The 23,181-nt window shown below is 65.0% G+C and carries 24 protein-coding genes; 11 read left to right on the top strand and 13 right to left on the bottom strand.

The window, feature by feature from the left end; all coding sequences use genetic code 11:
* Nucleotides 1–55 precede the first annotated feature (55 nt).
* Complete coding sequence (guaA, locus tag ACOI2T_RS28420) at nt 56–1,615, top strand: glutamine-hydrolyzing GMP synthase (protein WP_409501974.1); 1,560 nt, start codon at nt 56–58, stop codon at nt 1,613–1,615.
* A 15-nt stretch (nt 1,616–1,630) separates the two neighbouring features.
* On the opposite strand, the gene ACOI2T_RS28415 is transcribed toward guaA, so the two are convergent.
* The 7 genes from ACOI2T_RS28415 to ACOI2T_RS28385 form a co-directional block, all read right to left on the bottom strand.
* Complete coding sequence (locus ACOI2T_RS28415) at nt 1,631–2,512, bottom strand: MerR family transcriptional regulator (protein WP_409501973.1); 882 nt, start codon at nt 2,510–2,512, stop codon at nt 1,631–1,633.
* Nucleotides 2,512–4,026, bottom strand: a complete 1,515-nt coding sequence (locus tag ACOI2T_RS28410; RefSeq protein ID WP_409501972.1) for a flavin-containing monooxygenase — start codon at nt 4,024–4,026, stop codon at nt 2,512–2,514. The genes ACOI2T_RS28415 and ACOI2T_RS28410 overlap by 1 nt, the downstream gene beginning before the upstream one ends.
* A 1-nt stretch (nt 4,027) precedes the next feature.
* Nucleotides 4,028–4,948: a ferritin-like domain-containing protein gene (locus tag ACOI2T_RS28405; RefSeq protein WP_409501971.1), complete on the bottom strand. Its 921-nt coding sequence runs from the start codon at nt 4,946–4,948 to the stop codon at nt 4,028–4,030.
* A gap of 2 nt (nt 4,949–4,950) precedes the next feature.
* The gene (locus tag ACOI2T_RS28400) at nt 4,951–5,802 is read right to left on the bottom strand and encodes an SDR family NAD(P)-dependent oxidoreductase (RefSeq protein WP_409501970.1); all 852 of its coding nucleotides are present in this window, start codon (nt 5,800–5,802) and stop codon (nt 4,951–4,953) included.
* Nucleotides 5,799–6,773 carry an alpha/beta hydrolase gene (locus ACOI2T_RS28395; protein ID WP_409502355.1) on the bottom strand — a complete coding sequence of 325 codons (975 nt, stop codon included), beginning with the start codon at nt 6,771–6,773 and terminating at the stop codon, nt 5,799–5,801. Before ACOI2T_RS28395 ends, ACOI2T_RS28400 begins: the two co-directional genes overlap by 4 nt.
* A 95-nt stretch (nt 6,774–6,868) precedes the next feature.
* Complete coding sequence (locus ACOI2T_RS28390) at nt 6,869–7,174, bottom strand: hypothetical protein (RefSeq protein ID WP_409501969.1); 306 nt, start codon at nt 7,172–7,174, stop codon at nt 6,869–6,871.
* Nucleotides 7,175–7,184: 10 nt separating this feature from the next.
* Nucleotides 7,185–8,849 (bottom strand): sodium:solute symporter family protein, encoded by a 1,665-nt coding sequence (locus tag ACOI2T_RS28385; protein ID WP_409501968.1) that lies wholly within the window; start codon nt 8,847–8,849, stop codon nt 7,185–7,187.
* Between the two features lie 90 nt (nt 8,850–8,939).
* On the opposite strand from ACOI2T_RS28385, the gene ACOI2T_RS28380 reads away from it, so the two are divergent.
* Nucleotides 8,940–9,917 (top strand): sugar phosphate isomerase/epimerase family protein, encoded by a 978-nt coding sequence (locus ACOI2T_RS28380; RefSeq protein ID WP_409501967.1) that lies wholly within the window; start codon nt 8,940–8,942, stop codon nt 9,915–9,917.
* 126 nt (nt 9,918–10,043) lie between these two features.
* Nucleotides 10,044–10,310, top strand: a complete 267-nt coding sequence (locus ACOI2T_RS28375; protein WP_409501966.1) for a hypothetical protein — start codon at nt 10,044–10,046, stop codon at nt 10,308–10,310.
* 63 nt (nt 10,311–10,373) lie between these two features.
* Here ACOI2T_RS28375 and ACOI2T_RS28370 read toward each other — a convergent pair whose 3' ends face one another.
* Nucleotides 10,374–10,676, bottom strand: coding sequence for a Dabb family protein (locus tag ACOI2T_RS28370; RefSeq protein ID WP_409501965.1), 303 nt, complete (start codon nt 10,674–10,676; stop codon nt 10,374–10,376).
* A 289-nt stretch (nt 10,677–10,965) separates the two neighbouring features.
* Here ACOI2T_RS28370 and ACOI2T_RS28365 point away from each other — a divergent pair, with 289 nt between their 5' ends.
* Both ACOI2T_RS28365 and ACOI2T_RS28360 read left to right on the top strand, forming a co-directional pair.
* Nucleotides 10,966–11,682 carry an SDR family NAD(P)-dependent oxidoreductase gene (locus ACOI2T_RS28365; RefSeq protein WP_409501964.1) on the top strand — a complete coding sequence of 239 codons (717 nt, stop codon included), beginning with the start codon at nt 10,966–10,968 and terminating at the stop codon, nt 11,680–11,682.
* 30 nt (nt 11,683–11,712) lie between these two features.
* The gene (locus tag ACOI2T_RS28360; protein ID WP_409501963.1) at nt 11,713–12,996 is read left to right on the top strand and encodes an MFS transporter; all 1,284 of its coding nucleotides are present in this window, start codon (nt 11,713–11,715) and stop codon (nt 12,994–12,996) included.
* Between the two features lie 87 nt (nt 12,997–13,083).
* On the opposite strand, the gene ACOI2T_RS28355 is transcribed toward ACOI2T_RS28360, so the two are convergent.
* Nucleotides 13,084–13,761 (bottom strand): GntR family transcriptional regulator, encoded by a 678-nt coding sequence (locus ACOI2T_RS28355; RefSeq protein ID WP_409501962.1) that lies wholly within the window; start codon nt 13,759–13,761, stop codon nt 13,084–13,086.
* Between the two features lie 164 nt (nt 13,762–13,925).
* Here ACOI2T_RS28355 and ACOI2T_RS28350 point away from each other — a divergent pair, with 164 nt between their 5' ends.
* Genes ACOI2T_RS28350 through ACOI2T_RS28330 form a run of 5 tightly spaced genes read left to right on the top strand, consistent with a single transcriptional unit; the run spans nt 13,926 to nt 18,322 of the window.
* Nucleotides 13,926–14,822 carry a fumarylacetoacetate hydrolase family protein gene (locus ACOI2T_RS28350; RefSeq protein WP_409501961.1) on the top strand — a complete coding sequence of 299 codons (897 nt, stop codon included), beginning with the start codon at nt 13,926–13,928 and terminating at the stop codon, nt 14,820–14,822.
* Between the two features lie 2 nt (nt 14,823–14,824).
* Nucleotides 14,825–15,745 (top strand): VOC family protein, encoded by a 921-nt coding sequence (locus ACOI2T_RS28345; protein WP_409501960.1) that lies wholly within the window; start codon nt 14,825–14,827, stop codon nt 15,743–15,745.
* Nucleotides 15,746–15,785: 40 nt separating this feature from the next.
* Nucleotides 15,786–17,084 carry a histidinol dehydrogenase gene (gene hisD, locus ACOI2T_RS28340; protein ID WP_409501959.1) on the top strand — a complete coding sequence of 433 codons (1,299 nt, stop codon included), beginning with the start codon at nt 15,786–15,788 and terminating at the stop codon, nt 17,082–17,084.
* Entirely contained in the window at nt 17,072–17,842 is a 771-nt protein-coding gene (locus tag ACOI2T_RS28335) for an SDR family NAD(P)-dependent oxidoreductase (RefSeq protein ID WP_409501958.1), read from the top strand. The genes hisD and ACOI2T_RS28335 overlap by 13 nt, the downstream gene beginning before the upstream one ends.
* A gap of 33 nt (nt 17,843–17,875) precedes the next feature.
* Nucleotides 17,876–18,322, top strand: coding sequence for a nuclear transport factor 2 family protein (locus ACOI2T_RS28330; protein WP_409501957.1), 447 nt, complete (start codon nt 17,876–17,878; stop codon nt 18,320–18,322).
* 10 nt (nt 18,323–18,332) lie between these two features.
* On the opposite strand, the gene ACOI2T_RS28325 is transcribed toward ACOI2T_RS28330, so the two are convergent.
* The 4 genes from ACOI2T_RS28325 to ACOI2T_RS28310 are packed head-to-tail and all read right to left on the bottom strand — an operon-like array spanning nt 18,333 to nt 22,185.
* Nucleotides 18,333–19,058, bottom strand: a complete 726-nt coding sequence (locus ACOI2T_RS28325) for a hypothetical protein (RefSeq protein ID WP_409501956.1) — start codon at nt 19,056–19,058, stop codon at nt 18,333–18,335.
* Entirely contained in the window at nt 19,055–20,272 is a 1,218-nt protein-coding gene (locus tag ACOI2T_RS28320) for a zinc ribbon domain-containing protein (protein WP_409501955.1), read from the bottom strand. The genes ACOI2T_RS28325 and ACOI2T_RS28320 overlap by 4 nt, the downstream gene beginning before the upstream one ends.
* Nucleotides 20,269–21,873: a S53 family peptidase gene (locus ACOI2T_RS28315; protein ID WP_409501954.1), complete on the bottom strand. Its 1,605-nt coding sequence runs from the start codon at nt 21,871–21,873 to the stop codon at nt 20,269–20,271. Before ACOI2T_RS28315 ends, ACOI2T_RS28320 begins: the two co-directional genes overlap by 4 nt.
* Before the next feature lie 27 nt (nt 21,874–21,900).
* A complete protein-coding gene (locus ACOI2T_RS28310; protein ID WP_409501953.1) occupies nt 21,901–22,185 on the bottom strand; it encodes a hypothetical protein in 285 nt (94 codons plus the stop codon).
* Nucleotides 22,186–22,471: 286 nt separating this feature from the next.
* Here ACOI2T_RS28310 and ACOI2T_RS28305 point away from each other — a divergent pair, with 286 nt between their 5' ends.
* The gene (locus tag ACOI2T_RS28305; protein WP_409501952.1) at nt 22,472–23,179 is read left to right on the top strand and encodes a DnaE2-dependent mutagenesis accessory factor ImuA'; all 708 of its coding nucleotides are present in this window, start codon (nt 22,472–22,474) and stop codon (nt 23,177–23,179) included.
* Nucleotides 23,180–23,181 lie beyond the last annotated feature (2 nt).

Raw genomic sequence — 23,181 nt, 5'->3', positions numbered from 1 at the left:
ATCGGCTCCATGCGGGTGGCGTGGACGGAATATCCGCAGCTCTTAGACTGAACCGGTGGCAGCAGAATCTCCCCGCCCTGTCCTCGTCGTCGACTTCGGCGCCCAGTACGCCCAACTGATCGCGCGGCGAGTCCGTGAGGCGCGGGTGTATTCCGAGGTCGTCCCGCACACCGCCAGCGTCGAAGACATCAAGGCCAAGGACCCGCAGGCCATCGTGCTGTCCGGCGGACCGGCCAGCGTGTACGCCGAAGGCGCTCCGCAACTCGATCCCGCGTTGTTCGACCTCGACGTTCCGGTTTTCGGCATCTGCTACGGCTTCCAGGCCATGGCCCAGGCGCTGGGCGGCACCGTCGAACACACCGGGACCAGCGAGTACGGGCGGACCGAGCTGAGGGTCTCCGGTGGCGACCTGCACTCGGAACTGCCCGACATCCAGCCGGTGTGGATGAGCCACGGCGACGCGGTCACCGCCGCGCCGGACGGTTTCAACGTCGTCGCGTCCAGCGCCGGTGCCCCGGTCGCCGGGTTCGAGAACCGCGCCCGCCGGCTGGCCGGGGTGCAGTATCACCCCGAGGTGTTGCATTCCCCGCACGGTCAGCAGGTCCTCAGCCGGTTCCTGCACGAGTTCGCGGGCATCGGGGCCACCTGGACCGCGGCCAACATCGCCGAGCAGCTCATCGAGGCGGTGCGCGCACAGATCGGTGACGGCCGGGCCATCTGCGGGCTGTCGGGTGGCGTCGACTCCGCGGTGGCGGCCGCCCTCGTGCAGCGTGCCATCGGCGATCGGCTCACCTGTGTGTTCGTCGACCACGGCCTGCTGCGGGCGGGGGAGCGGGCGCAGGTTCAGCGCGATTTCGTCGCCGCCACCGGCGCCAACCTCGTGACGTACGACGCTGCCGATCGCTTCCTCGAGGCACTCACCGGGGTGACCAACCCGGAAGGCAAGCGCAAGATCATCGGCCGTGAGTTCATCCGGTCGTTCGAGCGTGCGGTGCGAGATGCCGTGGGAGCCAACGACGGTGACGTCGAGTACCTGGTACAGGGCACGCTCTATCCCGACGTCGTCGAATCCGGCGGCGGCAGCGGCACCGCCAACATCAAGAGCCACCACAACGTCGGCGGGCTACCCGATGACCTCAAGTTCAAGCTCGTCGAACCCCTGCGGCTGCTGTTCAAGGACGAGGTGCGGGCCGTCGGCCGCGAACTCGGCCTGCCGGAGGAAATCGTTGGGCGCCAGCCGTTCCCGGGCCCCGGGCTCGGTATCCGCATCGTGGGTGAGGTGACCGCGCAGCGGTTGGACACGCTCCGCCGGGCCGATGCCATCGCCCGCGAGGAACTCACCGCAGCCGGCCTCGATCACCAGATCTGGCAGTGCCCGGTGGTGCTGCTGGCCGACGTCCGATCGGTCGGGGTGCAGGGCGACGGGCGGACCTACGGCCATCCGATCGTGCTGCGGCCGGTGTCGAGTGAGGACGCGATGACCGCGGACTGGACCCGCGTGCCTTACGAAGTGCTGGAACGGATTTCGACCCGGATCACCAACGAGGTGCCCGAGGTCAACCGCGTGGTGCTCGACATCACCAGCAAGCCGCCGGGCACCATCGAGTGGGAGTGAGGGCCCGGCGCTCGATCACTGCTCGGCCGCTTTCTCGACGTACTCGGTCAACATCTGACTGACCACCGACTCGATGGTCGATTCGATCGAAGACGCGAGGGTCGCGCTGACCGCCGCGACGGCCTGCGTGCGAAACCGCACCAGCATCGTGATCAGTTCGGCCACTTCGGTGTCGGCAGGCAACGACGCGCCAGGCTTGATCTTCTCGGCCACCTGGTCGACCCCGGCTCGCACCAGGATCGAGCTGATCTCGTCGAGGTGCGGCACGACCTGCTCGTGAATGTCGATCAGGATGTCGATCCCGACGCCGTACTGCCGGATCTCGTTGAAGGCCTCGATCAGCTTGGGCCGCACGATGATCGCGTCGCCGTCGTCGAGCTTGATGACACCGTTTCCCACCAGCCGGTCGAATGCGGCATCGTCGTCGATCAGCCGCTTGCCGTCGGCGAGCGGCATCCGTTGCGGCTTCTCGGTCGCCCAGCTGCCCGCGATCGCGTCTTCGAGGCCGAGCACATCGCCGATGTCTTTGCCCTGCTCCCAGGCCGACAGCATCTCGTGGACATGCGCGATGTTGTAGCCGCGATCCAGCATCGACGTGATCAGGCGCAGCCGCGTCAGGTGGGTGTCGTTGAACAGCGCGATACGGCCCACCCGCAGCGGTGGGTGCAACAAGCCGCGATCGCGGTACACCCGGATGTTGCGGGTGGTGGTCCCGGCGAGCTGGGCCAGCTCGTCGATCCGGTATTCGCCGGAAGCCGCGACACCGTCCGGATGGACCGCGGCGTCGAAGAGCTGTGACACCGCACTGTCGATGACATCTCTGGAGCCGCGGCGCACCCGCCGCAGGATCTGCGAGATCGCACCTGCCTGTTGCCGAGGCTGCTTGGCGGCAGGCATCAGGGTGATGAGGTGATCGCGACCGGAGTGTCCTGCGCGGATGCCGCGTCCGACGCACCCCGCACCGCCGCGTCGTAGTCGCCGAACCGGAAATCCCGCATCTGTCGAAGATACTGCGTGGCGAATCCGGGGTACATCGAGGCGTTGAATCCGTCGGCGGTCAGGTACCAGCTGTTGCAGCCGGACATCCACGTGGTCTTGGTCAGCCGCTTCTGCAGCCGGGCGTTGTACCGCTGCTGCACGTCGGCCCGCACGTCGAGGTAGCGCAGATTGTTCCGGAGGATCGTCGTGATGGCCGTGACGGCGTAGTCGATCTGCCCCTCGACGTAGACCAGCAGCGAGTTGTGGCCCGGCCCGGAGTTCGGTCCGGTCATCAGGAACAGGTTGGGATAGCCGTGAGCATTGATGCTCTTGTATGCCTGTGCACCGCCGGACCATTCGTCGGCCAGTGAGCGCCCGCCCAGGCCGGTGACCGGGTATGGCGGGCCGGTCAGGTGCACGTCGTAGCCGGTCGCGAACACGACGGCGTCGAGGTGGTGTTCGATGCCATCGCTCGTGCGGATGCCCACCGGGCTCATGGTCGCGATCGGCCAGTCGATGAGCTTGCAGTTATCGCGTTGCAGTGCCGGGTAGTAGTCGCTGGAGACCAGCATGCGCTTGCAGCCCGGGGTGAAGTCCGGGGTGAGTTGTCTGCGCAGCCACGGGTCCTTGACCTGCCGATTGAGGTGCGCCTTGCCGAGCCGGGCGACCAGCCCGGTCAGCGGGGTGTCCCACACCATGGCGGTGGCACTGGCCTCATGTCCCCAGAACAGGATCTGGCGGGCGAGCTGTTGCGCCGCAGGGACTTTCGAGAACAATGTCCGCGCTGCGGGCGGCGTGGCGATGTCGAGGCGTGGGATCACCCAGCCCGGAGTGCGCTGGAAGACCTTGACGAAGCCCGCCGTCTTCACGAGCTCCGGGATTATCTGCACGGCGCTGGCGCCCGTACCGATCACCGCGACCCGCTTGTCGGTGAAGTCGTAGTCGTGGTCCCAGCGGGCGCTGTGGATCTTGTGACCCTCGTAGGTGTCGAGTCCGCGGATGTCGGGCCATTTGTGATCCGGCAGGGGACCGGAGGCCAGCACGACGGTGCGGGCCCGATAACTCTTGCGGCCCGTCGTCTTCACGGTCCACACCCCGTCGGTCTCGTCGAAGGCCAAGCCGTTGACCTCGACGCCGAACTGGATGTGCCTGCGCAGGTCGAAGGCGTCGACCATGTCCTCGATGTGCCGACAAATCTCGTCGGCCGGAGAATAGGCCCGCGACCAGTCCGGGTTCTTGACGAACGAGAACGAGTACAGCAGCGACGGAATATCGCATGCCGCACCGGGATAGGTGTTGTCGCGCCAGGTGCCCCCGACGCGGTCCGAGCGGTCGAGGATGACGAAATCGTCCACTCCGGCCTCGGTGAGTTTGATGGCCGTGCCGATCCCGGTGAACCCGGCGCCGACGATCAGGGTGTCATAGGTGTGCATGTCAGGCCGCCGGCTCGTGGGTCAGCTCCTTGAACCAGGATGGGATCGGTTTCAGCAGTTTGGTGGGGTACCGGTCGGAGGCCCACACCATCGGATTGGCGATCCAGTGGTAGGGATTTCGCGGGTTGACCACCATGCGTGAGTGCAGCTTCAGCAGCTGATAGCTCGGGACTCGCCAGGTGTACTCGGCGCGGCCGCCGAGTTCCTTGAACCGCATCATCGCCTTGTAGAGCTTCTCGGGTTGCAGGCCCATGTCGACGATGTTGTTGCGCATGCGGTTGAGCAGCGGCACGTACATCAGCGCGCCGATGATCACGCCCGGTGAGGCGATATTGCCGACGAACTCGACGGCCAGGCGGCGTGCGTTGGCGTGGCCGATCATGTTGAGCACCTCGAAATCCACGGCGATGTGCCGGGATTCGTCGTTGTTGATCTTTTCGAAGACCTGGTGACAGACCGGATCGTGCACCTCTTCGAGCAGGAACTTGAGCAGGGCGCCGTCGAGCGCCACCTCGAGCATCGGGATGACGGTGCCGAGCACCGACAGCGGCATGTCGTCGGCGTAGGTGTCCAGCCATTCGATGGCCAGGCGGATGTTGACGTTCGGCTCGGGCATCTCGTCGCCGTCGAGCATGCCCCAGCGCTTCATCAGGGCGAGTTCAGCGTTGGCGTGGCGTTGCTCCTCGGCGTGGAAGTAGCGGTAGATCTCGGCGATCGTCGGCGTCGGTGCCTTCTTGGCCAGCGCCGCGAATCCGCGGGCGCCGACATTCTCGATCCAGCACAGATCGGCCATGAACGCCTTGAGCTTCGGCCGGAACTCGTCACTGATGGTCTCCGCGCCCGGGGCGTCCCAGTCGATGTCGGCCAGCGCCCATTGGCGGTCCTTGATCTTCGCCAGCATTCTGTCCATGTCCATGGCCATCGCTAAACCTCCTGAGAGCCGGTGATGCGGTTCGTGAGACCGACGGCGCGGGTGTACACCGTCGGGGTGAGTCGTTTGATGCCCCAGCCGATCCGGGCATCGGGTTGCGGCATGCAGTACAGCCCGCCGCGGTCGTTGGTATCCAGGCACATGCGGGCCACCCGCTGCGCCGAGAATCCGGTCCAGCGCATGAGCCGGTCGGCGAGCTCGCTGGATTCGCTTGTGATCCGGCCCGATTGGACGATGTTGGTCTTGACGAACGTCGGGCACAACACGGTGACGTTGATCCCCGTGCCCGCGAGTTCGGCGGCCAGTGTCTCCGACAACGACAACGTGCCGGCCTTGCTCACGTTGTAGGCGGCCATCCCGGGTGCAGCGCCGAACGCCGCGGCCGATGCGACGTTGATGATGCCGCGCGGGTGTCCGGTGCCTGCCGCGCGCAGGATCGGGGTGAACACGTGGCAGCCGTGGATCGGGCCCCACAGATTGATGCCGAGGACCCAGCGCCAGTCGTCGAGTTCGGTACTCCCGACCGGCTTTCCGCCCGCGCCCACCCCGGCGTTGTTGATCACCAGCGACGGTGGGCCGCCGAACCAGGCCTGAGCGTCATCGGCGAGTTTGACGACTTCGTCGATCAGCGACACGTCGCAGTGCATTGCCGTGGCTTGTCCGCCGTCGGCGACTATCGCGTCGGCTGTCCTTCTGGCGGATTCCTCATCGATGTCGCTGCACACCACGCGGCTGCCGCGGGACGCGAGTTCGGACGCGAACGCCGCCCCGATACCGCTGCCCGCGCCGGTGACGACGGCGTTCGCCCCACGGCTGCGTTTGGGACCGCTGCCGAAGATGTTCATCCGGCCACCTGCCTGACTCCGTTGGGGTGCAGTGAATCTGTGATGAACTGTGCGACTCGGCGCATGGCAGGCCGGGCCTCGGGACTCAATCGGGGCAGCGCCTGGAATACGTGCACCTGGTCCGGCCAGACCTCTAGTTCGCTCTGCCCGCCCGCGGCGCGGATGTCGGTGTCGAGCTGACGGGCATCCGTGACGAGCATCTCGGCGCCACCCGCCTGGATCAACGTGGGCGGCAGACAGCGCCCACCGGCGACGTCGAGTGTGAGGCGGGGATGGGTGAGATCGACGCCCGCGCAATACAACCCGATGAGCCGGGCGGCGTCGGCCGCTCGGATGGCCGGGTCTCGGCGCAGGCTTTCCCTGGCCCGGGCCTGTGCGAAGGTCAGGTCGACGAGGGGCGACAACAGGGTCAGGCCGGCCGGATGTGCGACATCGGGCTGGAGGAGCAGGTCGACGGCAAGGTGCCCACCCGCGGAGTCACCGGCCATCACGACTCGATCCGGTGCCATCCCGTATTCGGTGGTCAACCAATCCCAGCCCGCCCGAACGTCGTCGGCGGCGGTGGGGAACCGGTACTCGGGCGCGAGTCGGTAATCGATGCAGAAGACCGGCAGCCCGGTCAGCCGCGACAGCCATGCGGTGAGCCGTCGGTGGGTGCGCGGTGAGCACAGCGCGAACCCGCTGCCGTGAATGTAGTAGACGGCGCGGTCCGCACACGTGACGTTGGGTGCCCGCACCCATTCACCCACGACGCGCGTGCGGTCGGCCGTGCGGATGTCGACCCGTTCGACACGGGCGCCGTCCAGCGCGGGGCCGAAGGTGTTCATGATCTGAGCGATCAATTGCCGCGATGCCCACAGGCCCCACAGGCTCTCCGGTGGTAGCGCCCCGCTCAGCCGGCGCAACGTCAAGCCAGTGATCGTGGACGCGCTACGGGACCGGATCGATCCCCGTCGGGGTAATTCCGGCATGCCGACCTCCTCGTCGAAGCGTGCGACGAGTACACCAGCAATTGGTGACATTTGTCAATGTCAACATTTGGAGATGCCTGTTTGAGGGTCCGGGCTCATTGGCGATTTGCGTTGGCCCCGATACGTCCTCGGAGAGGCCCGAGATACAGGCAGGTCGCGGAGAAGAGGAGCATCGCAACCCCTGTCCACAGATTGATGTTCACGCCCTCCGACTGTTCGATCGCGGCTTCGGTTGCCATGAGCCCTCGGATCGTGAGCAGCGTTCCGTAGCATGCGAACAGCGCGCCCGCTACCGCGCGGATATCGGTTGCGTGCTCCCAGAAGCCGCGGCGGACGGGGTGTGCCTGTGAATCGTCATCTTCGTCCGACGGCGCGGATGGCAGTGAATTCGTTGTGGTCATGGTCGATTCCTCACATCACTAGATAGAGTCCAACGCAACTCGCCAGCGCAACGGCGCCAAGCGCCACCGGCGAGAAGAGCCTTGATCGGTCTGCTGCGTACACCTGTTCGCCCGGTCCGCCTTCGCTGAGCGACAACCCTTTTCGCCACACCAGCCCGTCGAGCTCAGCTGCCGTCTTGGGCTCGGTGACCATCGAGACAGTCACGGCGGCGATGGCCGATGCAACGAATGCGATGGCGGCATTCCAGAACGATGCGTTGATCGGCGTGCCGAAGTCGAGCATGCCGAACGAGTACAGGAGGTACGCACCGCCGGCTGCGGCAGAACCGCTCAGCAGGCTCCAGAACCCGGCCCATGGCGTCATACGACGCCAGAACAGCGCGATGATGAACGTTGCGAACAAGGGTGCGTTGAAAACAGCGAACAGGTTTTGCAGGTAGTTCATGATGTTGCTGTAGCTCGCCGCGATGAAGGCGGTGCCGATCGCGAGAATCACGCCGATCACCGGAACGATGCGCGCGACCATGAGGTAGTAGCGATCCGGTCGATTCTTCACCAGGTAGGTCTGCGTGATGTCGTATGTGACGACCGTGCAGAAGCTGCTGATGTTGGCGGCCATCCCGGCCATGAATGACGCAAGCAGTCCGGTCACCGCAATGCCGAGGACGCCGTTGGGCAAGAACTTCTGCATCAATGCCGGCAGTGCACTGTTGTAATCGCTGCCCCCGGGCAGGCCGAGATGAGGAATGAGCACCAAGGCGATCAGGCCCGGGATGACGGTCAAGAACGGAAACAACAGTTTGGGGAACGCGCCGATGATCGGTGCCCGCCGTGCTGCTGTCGTGTTCCGCGCCGCCATTGCCCGCTGGACTTGCGGGAAGTTGGTGGTGAAGTAGCCGAACGATGCGACGAAACCGAGTCCGAACACCAACGCGATGATGTTGGTGTGCATGGAGTTGTTCTCCGTGGCCAAGCCGACTCCCGACCACGTGGTGGTGCCGGCCTGCCCGAGTTCGGTGGATTCCCGCACCTTCGAGAACAGTCCGTCCAAGCCGCCGACTGACAGCAGTCCGATGACGGTGATCGGGATCAGGCCGGCCAAGATGATGAAGAACTGCAGAACCTCGTTGTAAATCGCGGCAGTCAGCCCGCCCACTGTCAGATAGGTCAACACGAAGAGGCTCGATACCAGGATCGACACAGTGAGGTCCCAGCCGAGCAGGGCTCGCATGATGAGTGCGAGGGCATATAGATTGACGCCGGCGATCAAGACCTGGGCGACAGAGAAGATGACTGCGTTAAGCCCTTGGGTCGGTTTGTTGAAACGAAGGCGCAGGAACTCGGGCACCGACCGCGCTCTGGATCGGTAGTAGAACGGCATCATCACGATGCCCAGAAAGACCATCGCCGGGACGCCCGCGAGCCAGTAGTAATGGACTGTCATCATCCCGTACTCGGCACCGTTCGCGGCCATGCCCAGAATCTCCACCGCTCCGAGATCGGCGGCGATGAAGGCAATTCCCGCGATCCAGGCAGGCATCGCGCGGCCGGCAAGGAGCTGGTCGAGGCTGGTACACACCGTTCGACGGCTGGCAACCCCCACGATCACGGTGGTGAGCAGGAAAAGGATGAGGATCAGGTAGTCGGCCAGATCCAAGTTAAGGCGTACGGACACAACAACTCCAGTCGCAGCGGTGATGGCCCGGGGAGTGGGAGCGGTGATGTGAGAGGCCGCCGGGCGTCGAAGTGGCGTGCGCCACATCAGATGTATATCAACCGTGGTTTCGATCTGTCAACGAGTTTTCGAAAATTTGGTACGGTGTCGAATGTCCGTCGGGTCGGTGAGTGTGCTGACTCGTCAGCCCAACGTAGGAGTGGAGCACGCGTGGCAGGTACGACCGAACTCGTGATGTGGGAAGCGAACGTCCGAGCGCATGCGTTTCTCGGGCAATTGCGGGCTTGTGCAGCAGGCGGTTTCACGCACCTGGCGCTGACACCGGCGGCGTTGTTGTCAGCCGTCGATCAATTGGGTGGATACGCCGCGGTCCGGACTGCGGCTGCTGACCACGGTGTACGCCTGGATTACCTCGACACCGTCACGGGTTGGGCGCCGCTGCGGGTGCCGCGCGTTGCCGACGAGGCGCTCCGAGCGCGATTCGACTTCTCCATGGACGAGTGCTTTGAACTCGTAGACCAGTTCGAAATGACATCGATCTTGGCCGTTGGCGTATTCGATGGTGGCGCAGTCGTATTCGATCAACTCGTCGAGTGTTTCGGTGAATTGGCCCGCCGAGCGCAGTCCTGCGGCGCCCATGTGGATCTTGAGTTCATGCCGTTCTGGGGCATCCCGGATATTCACACGGCTCGCGCGATAGTGGAGGCGGCCGGATGTGACAACACCGGAATCATGGTGGACACCTGGCACTTCGCCCGAGGGCTACCGGATTTCAACGCGCTGACGGAGGTGGCCGAGTCATTGTCGGTCAGCATCCAGGTCGCCGACGGCTCGGCGCGGTCCCTGGATCCAGACCCCACGTATGAGACGACGCATCTGCGCGATATTCCCGCCGAGGGGCAGCTGGATGTGGTCGGCATCTTGGCCGCCATACTGTCCAAGCAAACTCCGAAATCCATTGGTCCGGAGGTGTTCTCGGACAGCCTTGATCGATTGGAGCCAGAAGTTGCTGGGGCGCGGCTGGCCGAGGCGATTCGAAAGGTGACTGCCGAGGCCCTCGGGAGTTGATGAGTGAACTACTGCAGTCGCCGATGTGACTGTAGTAGTTCGTCGTTCGTCGGGGGGCCGCCCGCTAGGTCCGCAAATGGACGAGGATCGCTTGGTGAGTTGCATCGGTCGCTCGGCGGCGACCGAATGGCCACAGACGAGGTCCGCAAGACGAGCGCCTGGTATGCCGGCCGCCAGTTCATCGGAATGAGCCGGGGTGGCAAGGCGGTCGCGAGTCGCCTTGATCACCAGGTTCGGTGCCGTGATGCGCGGAAGGTCGTCGCGTACGTCGATTGTCTTCGCGAGGACCACGTGGTGGGTGAGCCGTCCGGAACTGCCTTCGCCGTCAGCTCGATGAGTGAGGCCACTTCGTCGTCGGTGAAACTGAGATCGATGCCGCCACCACCGCCGTGAGAAAGCAGCAATCCTGGTCCGCTGCGGTGGAATTGGGTGGCGAATGGTTGGGTTGCACATCGGTCATCGACTCAGGTCCTCCGTTTCCGAAAGGGTGAACTGGACGGCGGACCGTGAAGCCGCCATCGTCTGCGTGTACTGCCTGATCACGGCGACGTGGGCGGGATGGTCCAGGTAAGTGGAGACGTCGTCCTCGTTTCGCACCACCGCGACCACCGCGTAGTCCGCATTCGCCTCGCGTAGGCCGAGGTCGGGTCCGAAGCGATAGGACGCCAGGACGGGAATCTGGGATGGCAGTGCCGACAGGGCAGCGGTGAATTCGTCGACCTGCCCGGCAGTGACGTCCTGGTGCCAGCGGAAAGTCACCGTATGCACGATCACGACTCGCTGTCCTCTGCTCGTACTTGTGGTTGTGCGGCCCCCGACGTCGACGGCGTAGCGACGGTCCTTGAATCTCCCATGTCATCACCATACCCAACTTTCGAAAATAGGGAATATTTCGAAAATTCATTGACACTTCGAATCTCGCGCCGTACAACTTAGACACCGCGAGCATGCAACTGCGGCACCGTCGCTGAACCCCTTCACGTGTCGCTCGAGCCATCTGCATCGAGCTGTGATGGCGCGGGCTCGTTTGACAAAGGAGTCAAGGATCATGCGCTTGGCAGGGAAAGTCGCCATCGTCACCGGTGCGGCGCAAGGTATCGGGCGGGCGACAGCCGAGCTGTTCGCCGAGCACGGTGCGACCGTCTACGGCACTGACATCACCGAGAGCGCAGTGAGCGATGCGATTTGGTGGCGCAAACTCGACGTGACGAAGCTCCATGACTGGGACTCGGTGGTTTCCGAGATCGTGGCCAGTGACGGCCGAATCGACATCCTGGTCAACAACGCCGGTGTCGTGCACTCGTACGACGGCGTCGCGGAGATCAGCCTCGAATCTTGGCGCACCGTACTCGATGTCGACCTCACCGGGACTTTCTACGGAATGCGCACGGTCATCCCGCACATGCGCCGCAGTGGGGGCGGGTCGATCGTCAACCTCTCGTCGATCTGGGGCAACGTCGGTGCCGCCGGAGTCTCGGCCTATCAGGCGGCCAAGGGCGCGGTCCGCACCCTCAGCAAGAACGCCGCTGTGACGTACGCCGACCACAACATCCGCGTCAACTCGCTGCATCCCGGGTTGGTCGATACCCCGCTGATCGCCGGACAGGATCCGGCGGTCACCAAGCGGGTGTTCGACGCGACGCCCATGGGGCGTGCGGCCGCACCGCGCGAGCTCGCCTTCGGGGCGTTGTTCCTGGCCGGCGATGAATCGAGCTTCATGACCGGCGCCGAGTTGGTCATCGACGGCGGCTACCTCGCGGTCTGATCCACCCACCGATATCAAAGGAGATATTTCATGGGCACTATCGCTCCGATCGGGCAACAACCGGCCGCACCGACCTCGAGGCTCATCCGCATCGGCATACCCGCACCACTGGCCTGGGGCTATCTCGCAGTACTGCTGTTCATGATCGGCGACGGTATCGAAACTGGTTATATTGCAACATTTCTCGGCGAACAGCCGGGCGCTTCTCGGGGTACCGCCGAGACGGCGATCGCGGTCTATGGGGCCGCTGTGGCAATAGGTTCGTGGCTGTCGGGCACGTTGTCCACGATGTACGGGCCGCGCGCGGTCATGCGTGCCGGCGCGGCGATCTGGATCGTCTTCGAGGTCCTCTTCCTCACCATCGGCCTCACCTCTGGACCCGCCGGCATGATCGTTCTCTACTCGATCCGCGGCCTGGGATACCCGCTGTTCGCCTACGGCTTTCTGGTCTGGATCGTCGCCGCGACACCTTCCGGCCGGCTGTCACCGGCGCTCGGCTGGTTCTGGTTCGTGTTCGTCGCGGGATTACCGACCTTGGGTTCCTTGATCGCCAGCGTCAGTATCCCCGTCATCGGTGCCTACCAGACACTTTGGCTGTCGCTGGGGTTGGTGATCATCGGCGGCGCGATCGGTTCGTTCGCAGTGCGTGAGCGCACCGGGCTGAGCGCGTTGTCCACTACCGCGAGTGCAAAGAACCTTCTCGACGGCATCACGATCTGCTGGCGCGAGCCCAAGATCGCCATCGGCCTGGGCGTCAAGATCGTGAACGCCGCTGCAATGTTCGGATTCTTCGTCTTCCTCCCGTTCTTCTTCGAAGGCCTGGGCTTCAGTTCGTCACGCTGGTTGTTGCTCAACACCCTGATATTCGTGGCCAACCTCATCGGCAACCTCGTCATCGGGTTCCTTGCCCATCGTCTCGGGTGGCGGCGCACCGTCACCTACGTCGGCGCGCTCGGCTGCGCCATTGCCACGCTCCTGATGTATTTCGTGCCGCTCATGGCAGGCAACAACTTCCCCGTCGCCATCATCTGCGGCAGCCTCTACGGATTCGCCCTCGCCGGTTTCGTCCCGTTATCCGCACTCATGCCGGCCATGGCACCCAGCGGGGACACCGGCAGTGCGCTGGCCATGCTGAATCTCGGTTCGGGTCTGGCCGCTTTTGTGGGGCCGGCCATCGTCGCCGTCTTCCGTCCTCTGGTCGGCATCGCCGGCGTGGTGTGGATCTTCGCCGCGCTTTATATCGCCGCCGCCGTCGCGTCCCGATGGCTGACCACATCCGCCGACCCCGAGATCGCCAGGAAGTCTGCGGCCTGACGGGAATTGGGGACCGCATCTGCCGTGGATGTCACACCTGGTCGGAGTGCCCGACGCGAGGACTCGTCATCGACGCGGACCGCGCCGTCACTCCTGGGACTGCAGAAGCTTGTCTGTTGTGCGTTGAATGTGTTCGCGGAGCAGGCGGGTGGCCAGGTCGGCGTCCCTGGCCACCACGGCGTCGGCGATGGCACGGTGTTCGCCGGCGATATCGCGTTCCCGGTCATGCAAAGGTGCCGACCAACGTCGATAGAGTTCGGCGGACTCGCGCAGCGACATGGCCGTGGTACGGATGCGGCGGTTGGGGCATCCCAGCAGCAACGCGTCATGAAATGCGCCGTGGGCGGTGACCCACTTCTCGGTGAACCTGGCCGGATCGGCATCGTCGTACATCGGCGTGCGGTCGAGGATGTGGTGGGCGGACACCGTTTGCGCCTCCCACTCCATGTCTGCTCGCTCGATCGCGAAACGTAGTGCCATGGACTCGATTTCGCAGCGTGCTTCGGTGAGGTCGGCAAGATCTTCTGCCGAGATCTCGGTGACCTTGAAGCCCTGCTGCCATTCCGACACCACGAGACCTTGTTCGGAGAGGCGCTGGAGGGCTTCCCGAATGGTGCCGACGCTGCAGGAGAACCGGGTGACAAGATTCGCGAACGGCAGCTTCGTGCCCGGTTCGAGGCGTCCGGCGAGGATGTCGCTGCGCAATTCCTCGAACACACTGGTCTTGGTCGCCCGACCGGTTGTGGTCGCGCTGGCAGCCTTCATGCGAGGAATCTCCTTCTCGAACTCTACGATCGTTTTTCGAACACCCTACCAGTCCCTGAAACACTCACCTATTTTCGAAAATACTGTTGACATTCGTAACTGGTTGGTCTGTGATGGTGTGGTGCGCCCAGCGGGCGCCTCGACAATCGGCGATGGAGCAAGTAGTGCGTGTGATGAACTTGGATGGCCGTCTTCATATTTCGGTCGGCGCTGGAGCGGTCGACGTGGCGGCAGCATCGAACGGCCTCTTCGCGGCGGATCCGCAGGCTGTCTACGACCGATGGGACGAGTTTGCGAACTGGTACCAGGAGAATCGGGTGGCGCTGGAGCGGCAGACGGCGGTGCCGGTCGACCCGTCGAGCCTCGGCTCACCGGCTCCGACCCCGCGGCAGGTCTTTGCCGTTGGCCTGAACTACAGCGAACACGCCAGTGAATCCGGCTTCGCACCGCCTGCGCAACCGGTCATCTTCACCAAGTTCGTCTCCTCGATATCGGGTCCGGTCACCACCGTCCCGTTGCCCGCTGGGTCGGTCGACTGGGAAGTCGAACTGGTGGTCGTCATCGGTCGTGGTGGCCGTAACATCCCCGTCGAGAACGCCTGGTCGCATGTCGCGGGATTGTCTGTGGGGCAGGACCTTTCGGAACGGCAGCGCCAACATTCGGGCCCTGCGCCGCAGTTCAGCCTGGCGAAGTCTCATCACGGCTTCTCGCCGATCGGACCCGAGTTGGTGTCCGTCGATGAAATACCGGACCCGGACAATCTGGAAATCGGTGCCACCATCAACGGGGAGACCGTTCAGCACGGCTCGACCAGCCAACTGATCTTTCCTGTCCCGGTTCTGCTGGCGCAGCTGTCCGAAATCGTCGAGCTGTACCCCGGCGACGTGATATTCACCGGCACTCCTTCGGGGGTCGGTGCTGGTCGCAAACCGCCGCGCTATCTCACCCCCGGTGACGTTCTGTGCAGTTACGTGCAGGGCATCGGCGAACTGCAACAGACATTCGTCACCGCCCAAGATGGGGCCGGACAGCCGGCGATGGCGGCAGGCCAGGCGGTCTGACCATGGCACTGCACCGGCTTGACTCGATAGTTCTCGGCGTGCCGGACGTTGCTGCCGTGGCCGGCTTCTATCGGGATTTCGGTCTGCTCGACGTGGGTGACGGGTACTTCGCGACGCTCGACGGTGGCCCCCAACTCCGTTTGGTGCCCGCACCGTCACGTCGCCTCGTGAGCGCCGTTTTCGCCGTCGACGACGCCGACGACCTCTACCGTGCGAGTAAGGCGCTGGCGGGAATCGGTGTCTCGTCCACTGTCGACGACGAGCGACTGAGGACGGTCGAGCCGACCACCGCCGTGTCGATCGAACTGGCCGCGATGCCACGCCTGATACAAGCGCGCTTCGACGCCGCGCCGGTCAACGCGCCGGGTCGTATCGACCGCGTCAACGCCCGGGCAGCAGGCGTGACGGCGAGCGGCCCGGTACGGCCACGCCGGTTGGGACACATCGTCTTGGGCAGCCCGGACTTCGAACGGTGCCGCAGTTTCTTCGTCGACGCATTGGGCTTCAAAGTCAGTGACGTCGTTCGAGATGTCGGTGTGTTCCTGCGGTGTTCCACCGATCACCACAATGTTCTTGTCCAGCGCGCGCCGCTACCGTTCATCCACCACAGCAGTTGGCAGGTCGATGATGTCGACGCCATCGGCAGGGGAGCGATGGGCCTGCTCGAAGGACACCCGGAGCGGCACGTGTGGGGGCTCGGCCGGCACTACGCGGGGTCGAACTTCTTCTGGTACTTCAGGGATCCGGCCGGGAACTTCGCGGAATACCACAGCGATATGGACCACATACCCGAGGACGCCCTCTGGACTCCAGAGACCCTGGAAGGCGCGAAGGGACTCTTCGAGTGGGGCCCGCCCCCGCCGCCCTCGTTCATCAATCCGGACGATCTGGCAGAGCTGATGATCAGCGGTCACCCCAGTTGACCACCAACATCCAAAATAGCTTTTCACCAAGGAGATTCACATGGTTGAGTATCTGAAGACCGCTCGGGCGTCCACGGTCGACGCCGAGCAATCGAGGTCGGTGCAGCGCACTGTGGTCGACATCATCGCCGACATCCGTGAGCGCGGCGATGTCGCCGTGCGCGAATATTCAGAGAAGTTCGACAACTGGTCACCGGCGAGTTTCAAGCTCGGCCCCGAGCAGGTCGACGAAATCATCGCAACCGTCCCTCCACAGGTTCTGGCCGATATCCGAACAGTGCAAGACCGGGTTCGGGCTTTCGCCCAGCACCAACGTGATTCAATCCAGGACTTCGAAGTAGAGCCTGAACCGGGGGTCTACTTGGGCCAGAAGAACATCCCTGTTGGCTCGGCGGGCGCCTACATTCCCGGTGGCCGATACCCGTTGGTCGCGTCGGCGCACATGACCGTTGTGACCGCGAAAGTTGCAGGGGTAGAGAGAGTTACGGCATGCACGCCACCGATACGCGGAGATATCCCAGCAGCCACGGTAGCTGCGCTACACCTTGCCGGCGCCGACGAGATCTTCCTGCTCGGCGGCACCCAGGCCGTCGCGGCGCTCGCCATCGGTACCGAGACGATCGCCAAAGTCGACATGCTCGCCGGGCCCGGCAACGCCTACGTGGCTGAAGCCAAGCGGCAGTTGTTCGGTGAGGTCGGAATCGACCTCTTCGCCGGCCCCACTGAGGTGCTCATCATCGCCGACGAGTATGCCGACCCGTTCGTCGTGGCCGTCGATCTTCTGAGCCAGGCAGAACACGGACCGGACTCTCCCGCGGTCCTGATCACCACCTCAGCGTCGTTGGGACAGCAGGTCATCGACCAGGTCGACAAGCTGCTCGTGGACATGCCGACCGCCGACTTCGCGGGTCCCGCCTGGCGCGACCATGGCGAGGTCGCCGTCGTCGAGGATTTGGGTGCTGCGTACCGGCTTGCGGACCAGTATGCGAGCGAGCATGTCCAGATCCTGACGGAGAACCCGCGAGAAGCGCTCGAGAAGATGAGCAATTACGGCGCACTGTTCCTGGGGGAGGGCACTTGCGTGTCCTACGGCGACAAGGTGATCGGCACCAATCACACGCTGCCGACTCGTGGAGCCGCGAACTACACCGGAGGTCTGTGGGTCGGCAAGTACCTCAAGACCGTGACATACCAGGAAGTTTCGAACCCGGCAGCGAGTGCAGCGTTGGGCGAGCTGTGCGGCCGTGCGGCGCGCGTGGAATCGTTCGAAGGTCATGCCCGCTCCGGAGATGTCCGAGCCCACAAGTTCGGCGGTGCCGAGCTGGCGTGGATCGGCTGAGGGTGCACGAGCAGCCACTGAATCTGGCCGGACAGCGGGCCGTGGTCACCGGTGCCAGTCGTGGGATCGGCCGGGCAGTCGCCGAGCTCCTCGCTGTGCGCAACGCAGATGTCGTTCTGCTGGCCCGAAGTCGGTCGGATTTGGAGGATGTCGAGCGAGAGATTGCGGCGCGTGGTGGCCGGGCCAAGAGCCTGGCGGTCGACATCAACGACGACAACGCACTGCACGGTATCTTCGGCAGCATCGGACCGGTGGACATTCTGGTCAACGCCGCCGGGGTCAATCGGCCGAAACCGTTCCTGGACGTCAGCGGTGACGATCTGGACGCCCTGATCAACCTCAACCTGCGGGCGATGTTTCGGGTGTCGCAGCTTTTCGTCCGCAACGTGGTCGAACGCGGATCGAAGGGAGTGATCGTCAACATATCCAGCCAGATGGGGCACGTCGGCGCACCTGAACGCAGCGTCTATTGCGCCACCAAGCACGGCGTCGAGGGGCTGACCAAAGCGCTGGCGATCGAGCTGGCGCCGAAGCGGGTGCGAGTTGTTTCAGTCGCACCGACATTCATTGAGACGGCGATGACACGGACGTTTCTCGCAGACCCTGACACGTATCGTTCGCTGGTCTCGAAGATTCCGATCGGTCGACTCGGGACTCTTGCCGAGGTGGCCGAAGCGGTGGCTTTCGCCGCATCACCGGCTGCGGCGTTGGTGACGGGCAGCAGCATCCTCGTGGATGGGGGATGGGTTGCGCAGTAGAGATCTACGTACCGTTCGAACACGAGGGAAAACATGAGTGACGGGCCACTCGGCGCTGAGCGAGATGTCACAGAGATTCTGCACCGGTTCTACGCGGCAGAGACGGCATATTTGCAGTCCGAGCCCAAGGACTTCTCCGCGATGGCCGCGGTATTGCATCCCGATTGTGTGATGCATCAACCAAGTTCACTGCCTTATGGTGGCAGTTGGCAGGGCCATGACGGCTTCCGGCGATGGATGGCGGCGTTCGGCGCGGTTTGGTCGACGTTGGTGGTTACCGACCCCACATTGTTGGTCTCTGGTGCCGATGTCATATTCGTCCGCTCCACCGTACGTGCAACCGCCCGCGCGAGTGGCGCTGAATTGAGTTGGCCCCTACTGCAGATGGTCACGGTCCGGGATGGGCTGATCCTCGAGATGCGGCCCTTCTATTGGGACACCGCAGCCATCGTCGAGGCGCTTGGCACCTCCTCACGGTGACCTGCGCACGTCAGCGGTTCGGATCCCCGCGCCAGCGAAAGCTGTTGACGTACTTGCCCATATCCAGGGCGAGCTGCAGATTGGCGCCCGACGGCTTGCCGATGCCGGACTGCGGCCCGAACTCGTGGTAGGGGCCGACGGCCGAGGCGATGAGCGCGAGGTCGTTCTTGATCGCCACCATGACGATCACGCGCATGCGCATGTAGTTGCTCGTGGCACCTTGCGGCCAGCAGTCGGCGACGAGGCCGTAACCCGGCTGGTAGCCGACCATCGCATTGGGGATCTCATACGCGGTCTTGGTGTCCGGGAAGGTCTTCTCGACAAGCGAGTTGGCGATCTCCTCCGGAGTCCGGTTGCCGGCGGGCTCGCTGAACAACTGCATCATGCCGCCGTCGCCGCCGGTGAACTCCGCCGTCACCCCGGAGGCCTCCGTGGTGACGTTGTACGCCGCACCGGAGACGGGATAGGACACCGAGAAGCTGCCGTCCTGGGCGGTGAACACCGGGTTGATCGCGACCGGTTCGCCGGTCGGTGGCTGTCCGCAGTCCGGGGGACACATGTACCGCGCCGGTGGCTTGCTCATCGAACCGGACATCCACACGAGCAGCCCGGCCACCACCGCGATTCCGGTGCCCCAGATGGCCAGCAGCTTGAGCGCCGAAGCCCGTCGCGTCGGTTTCGCCTGGTATGTCCCGACCGGTACCGCATACCCGGGAAAGAATGCCGGTGTGCTCACGGTGTCTCCGGGCGTCGCTCACGCACCGGCCGGTTCTCACGGCGTTCGGTACGCGACGTGCGTGACGACGCGCGGGTGGCCGCGCCGCAGTGCGCGCAGAATGCCATGTCGGGCACGACATGACCGCAGCGCGGGCACAGGATGGGTTGATCGGACGCGATCTCGTCGTGAGCCTCGTGCAGCAAGGCCAGATGCAGGCCGACCCGCAGCGTGAACAGCGCCACCAGCGCGACCACGAGATGCACTGTGAGTTGCAGCCATTGGGGTACACGCGCGACGTCGATCAGCCCGATACCGGCGTAGACGACAAGCACGGCGATACCGCAGATGAGCAACACCGCACGCACGTAGCCGGGGTGTTGGTCGACCTTGCTCGGCGGCCGGGTGAACCACAGTGCCGCACCGATCAGACCGCCGACGGCGGCCGCGGTCAACGGCATTGCGACGCCGCGGATGCCGGCCTCGACCAGCAGGCCCGACATCGGACGGTTGTGGGCCACCATCCCGGTGGTGAGCTGTGGGGCCAGCCGGGTCAGTGTGGCCGCCGCGGTGAACGCGGTCGCGGCGAGCGCACCGATCATGAACCCGTCCAACGATTCCCGGGTCGGCGGCCGCAGCAGCCGGACCACCAGCGCGGGCACCAGCATGAGGATCAGTCCACCGAGCGGTACACCCAGCCCGTGGCGGAGTATGCGGTACCCCGATATGCCCGAACCCAACGGGACGCCGTAGGACCGCGCCATCATCGCGCCGGTGAGAAACACCCAGCCGACACCGAGCACGATCCCCAGCACCGCGGTGAGCACGAGCGTGCTTCTGGGCAGATCGCTGAACGCGTCGGACTCCCACAGGTAGATCAGGAACAGCAGCGGCAGACCCAGTGCGGCGACGGCGATCAGGGCCGCGGGTAACCGCAGCAGCGCACAGGCCACCAGGCCGGCCGGCAGGATGACGAGCAGCACCCGGAACGGCGTGCGGGCCCGATTGGACAGGTGTGGGAACAGTGAGCTCGTGATGGACGGTTTCAGCAGGTGTTCCTCGGGGGCGACGCAGGATGCGGTGACGCGCAACCATTCCGGTCCGTCGCCCGGCTCCTCGTTGAGGTGCACGCCGCACAGGCCGCAGTACTTGCCCGCCGGAACGTCGACCTTGCAGACCCGGCACTCGGTGGTGGGCACGGCGTCGTCGGCGGGGGTTTCTGGTGTTTCGGTCATCGGTTCGCCCTTTGGAGCGCGAGAAGGTTCTTGGCCAGATTCTCCACGTCGGGCGTGCCCAACCCGGTGGCCATGTCATAGCCCGGCCCGGCGCTGGCGACCGCGTTGCCGCCGAGCGTGACGTCCCGGAATGCCGGGAACGGAGCGCCCGCGGCGATGCGGTAGAGCTGTGGGTTGAGATCGCCGATCAAGCGGCCGCCGTTCTGGGTCAGATACTGGTTCATCACCGCGGCAAGGCCGGCCCAGATGGGCGCCGACTGCGAGGTGCCGCCACCGACGAGGTTCTTCTGGTTGAACACGATCCGCACGCCGGTGAACGGGTCGGCCACCGCGGCGATGTCGGGAGTCAAACGGCGCCCGGCGTTTTCGTCCGTCACACCCGGGCCCGACACTGCGCGTTGCCATTCCGGGCGATCGAACAGTGCGGACGCACCACCGCCGGTGCCGAGCGACAGCGGCACGTCGAACCAGGCCTGCTCACCCAGCCACGCGCCGTCGGCGGTGGTGGACAGCGTGGTGCCGCCGACATCGGTCATCTCCGGCAGCGATGCCACCGAGTCCAGGCCGATGTCATCCGGTCCCGGGGGTGAGGACCAGTCTTGTCCGCCTTTGCATTCCAGGCCGGCGAGGTCACCGCTGGCATTGAACGCCGTGGTGCCGCGCGCATGGGCGGCGGAAAGCGCGGACCGCACCGGGGCGAGATCGGCGGCGGTCAGCAGTTTGTCGCAGCCCCAGCCGATCGAAAAGCTCCACACCGCACCGGGAAACTGCTGATCGGCCGATTCGAGCATCTGGCCGATCTTCTCGTAGGCGCCGTCGCCTTCGACGGTCGGCCGCGCGTTGATGACCACTTTCCGTGCGTCGGGCGCGATGGCATGGGCGACTTCGAGATCCATGGTGGTCTCGCCGCGCGGTTCGCCGGGCTGCCCACCGATGAGGACGGGATTCAGCGGGGGCAGATTCCACAGCGTCGTGAAGCTGTCGAGATCGGCTTGGTCGTACCCGTCGAACGCGAAGATCACGATGGTCGTGCCCTTGCCGGTGAAGCCCTGCGCCGCGAGCCCGTCGGCGTTGTAGGTCTTGAGCAACCCGCTGGGCGTCAAGCCCCGATCCGGAACGTCGAGCGGCAGGATCCACGGAAGCGACATCTTGTGCGGGGTGTAGCCGAGGATGCGGCCGAGCTCGTCGACCTCGCCCTGCAACACGGCCGGCACGGCCGGCTGGTGCGGTGAGGCGTAGAACACCTGGCCCTGCTGGCCGCGGTAGTCGTGGATGGCCACCTCGAAGGCGTCGGCGACGCGATCCGGTGCCCCCTCGACGATCGCCCAGGTGTGGCCGGGGCGCCATCGGATGGTCATACCGTGCTGGTCCGCCCAGGTGATGAGGGCATCCGGGCGGGTGGCGTGATGCAGTGCGGCGGTGAGCTGCACCGGACCGCGGTGGGTCGGGCCGAGATCTGTTGAGGCGGCGAGTAAATGGGCATATGGCCCGTCGATCACGGCCGACGTCCCAGGTGCCTGCGCTGCCCGAAGGTCAGACGCCAACACCAGTACGCCGGCCGTGATCAGAGCCAGTAGCCAGTGGCTGGATACTGCGCGCACGTCGCGTTGTCCCGCGACCGTGCGTGCTTAGTTGTCGCCGGGAATGGCGGTGGGAGCCGGGGGTGCGATCACCTCGGGCGAGAACGGGTTCGGGCCACCGGGATCGATGCGCGGGGCCTTCTCGGTCGGCTCGACCGGCGGCGGCGGAGCGGCCGGCGTCGTCGTGGTCGTGGTGGTGGTCGTGGTGGTCGGCGTCGTCGTCTCGGGTGCCTCTTCTTCGGTACCGCATGCCGCGGTGAACGCGATCATCCCCATGACTGCGGCACCGCCCGCGATGACGGTGAGCCGACGCCTCAACTGCCCTGACTTCATGATGTCCTCACTGTCCCCCGAAGTTACAAAAAGCTGGCCATGCGAATCGCTTTGCGATTCCCAATATCTGCAACGCACGCATGCACCGAAACCCATCCCGAGCGGGTTCTGGCGAACGAACTCTAACTTAATGGCGGGTCGGCCGCAGAGGCATTACTGCGGGGATTACCAATCGGTGACGTCGCGTCCGTGCGCAGCTTGACGGTGTCGGACGCCCGGTGTTTACTCGAGCCATCGAACATATATTCGAACAGAGGCTGGTTTTGATGGTGCGGGAGGTGTTGGTGTGACAGCTGCGACAAGCCTGGACGAACGCCTGCGCACCCGCGCTGAGCAGGTAGAACACCTTCGCCGCAAGATCGCGTCGGTGTCGGGGAAAGTCGGTCCGGCGCACCGCGGGGTCTCGGGCTCCGATGACCTTCTCGACGATCAAGAATCTTTGCTGCAGGCGTCCGATGCGCTGGCCGGAACGTTGCCGGTGCAGTTGCCGACGGCGTTGCCGCGCGGGACGGTCGCGGTTGCGGCGGGGGCCCGGTCGTTGACGCTGGGCATCGTGGCGGCGGTGACGGCCGCGGGCGGGCATGCCGTGATCGTCGGTCAACCCGATGTCGGGCTGCTGGCCGCGGTGGAGATGGGCGCCGATCTGAGCAGGCTTGCGGTCATCCCGGATCCCGGCGCCGATCCGGTTGAGGTCGCCGCGGTGCTCATGGACGGGATGGACCTGGTGGTGCTCGGGCTGGGCGGACGCTCGGTGCCGCCGAGCCGGGCGCGCGTGATGGTGGCGCGGGCCCGGCAGAAGGGCTGCACGCTCGTGGTGACCGACGGGGTCTGGCAGGGCGCGTCCACCCGCTTGGAGGCCAGGGTCTGCGGTTATGAGGTGACCGGTGCGGGCCGGGGTGCGCCCACTCCCGGGCGCGGCCGGATCGGGCGGGTCCGGCTGACGATGCAAGGTAGGGGCCGGTCCTTCGGATCGGCACGCGCGGCAGGCGGATAAGC

Source organism: Mycolicibacterium wolinskyi str. Jessa 2025, assembly GCF_049241375.1.
Lineage (GTDB): Bacteria > Actinomycetota > Actinomycetes > Mycobacteriales > Mycobacteriaceae > Mycobacterium > Mycobacterium wolinskyi.
This window is presented reverse-complemented; position numbering and strand designations above follow the sequence as displayed.

Bases quoted from the DNA above. Each gene is read 5' to 3' on its own strand.
- ACOI2T_RS28415 (WP_409501973.1), bottom strand. From the start codon at position 2,512: ATGCCTGCCGCCAAGCAGCCTCGGCAACAGGCAGGTGCGATCTCGCAG.
- ACOI2T_RS28410 (WP_409501972.1), bottom strand. From the start codon at position 4,026: ATGCACACCTATGACACCCTGATCGTCGGCGCCGGGTTCACCGGGATC.
- ACOI2T_RS28405 (WP_409501971.1), bottom strand. From the start codon at position 4,948: ATGGCCATGGACATGGACAGAATGCTGGCGAAGATCAAGGACCGCCAA.
- ACOI2T_RS28400 (WP_409501970.1), bottom strand. From the start codon at position 5,802: ATGAACATCTTCGGCAGCGGTCCCAAACGCAGCCGTGGGGCGAACGCC.
- ACOI2T_RS28395 (WP_409502355.1), bottom strand. From the start codon at position 6,773: ATGCCGGAATTACCCCGACGGGGATCGATCCGGTCCCGTAGCGCGTCC.
- ACOI2T_RS28390 (WP_409501969.1), bottom strand. From the start codon at position 7,174: ATGACCACAACGAATTCACTGCCATCCGCGCCGTCGGACGAAGATGAC.
- ACOI2T_RS28380 (WP_409501967.1), top strand. From the start codon at position 8,940: ATGTATATCAACCGTGGTTTCGATCTGTCAACGAGTTTTCGAAAATTT.
- ACOI2T_RS28375 (WP_409501966.1), top strand. From the start codon at position 10,044: ATGGCCACAGACGAGGTCCGCAAGACGAGCGCCTGGTATGCCGGCCGC.
- ACOI2T_RS28365 (WP_409501964.1), top strand. From the start codon at position 10,966: ATGCGCTTGGCAGGGAAAGTCGCCATCGTCACCGGTGCGGCGCAAGGT.
- ACOI2T_RS28360 (WP_409501963.1), top strand. From the start codon at position 11,713: ATGGGCACTATCGCTCCGATCGGGCAACAACCGGCCGCACCGACCTCG.
- ACOI2T_RS28355 (WP_409501962.1), bottom strand. From the start codon at position 13,761: ATGAAGGCTGCCAGCGCGACCACAACCGGTCGGGCGACCAAGACCAGT.
- ACOI2T_RS28345 (WP_409501960.1), top strand. From the start codon at position 14,825: ATGGCACTGCACCGGCTTGACTCGATAGTTCTCGGCGTGCCGGACGTT.
- hisD (WP_409501959.1), top strand. From the start codon at position 15,786: ATGGTTGAGTATCTGAAGACCGCTCGGGCGTCCACGGTCGACGCCGAG.
- ACOI2T_RS28330 (WP_409501957.1), top strand. From the start codon at position 17,876: ATGAGTGACGGGCCACTCGGCGCTGAGCGAGATGTCACAGAGATTCTG.
- ACOI2T_RS28320 (WP_409501955.1), bottom strand. From the start codon at position 20,272: ATGACCGAAACACCAGAAACCCCCGCCGACGACGCCGTGCCCACCACC.
- ACOI2T_RS28310 (WP_409501953.1), bottom strand. From the start codon at position 22,185: ATGAAGTCAGGGCAGTTGAGGCGTCGGCTCACCGTCATCGCGGGCGGT.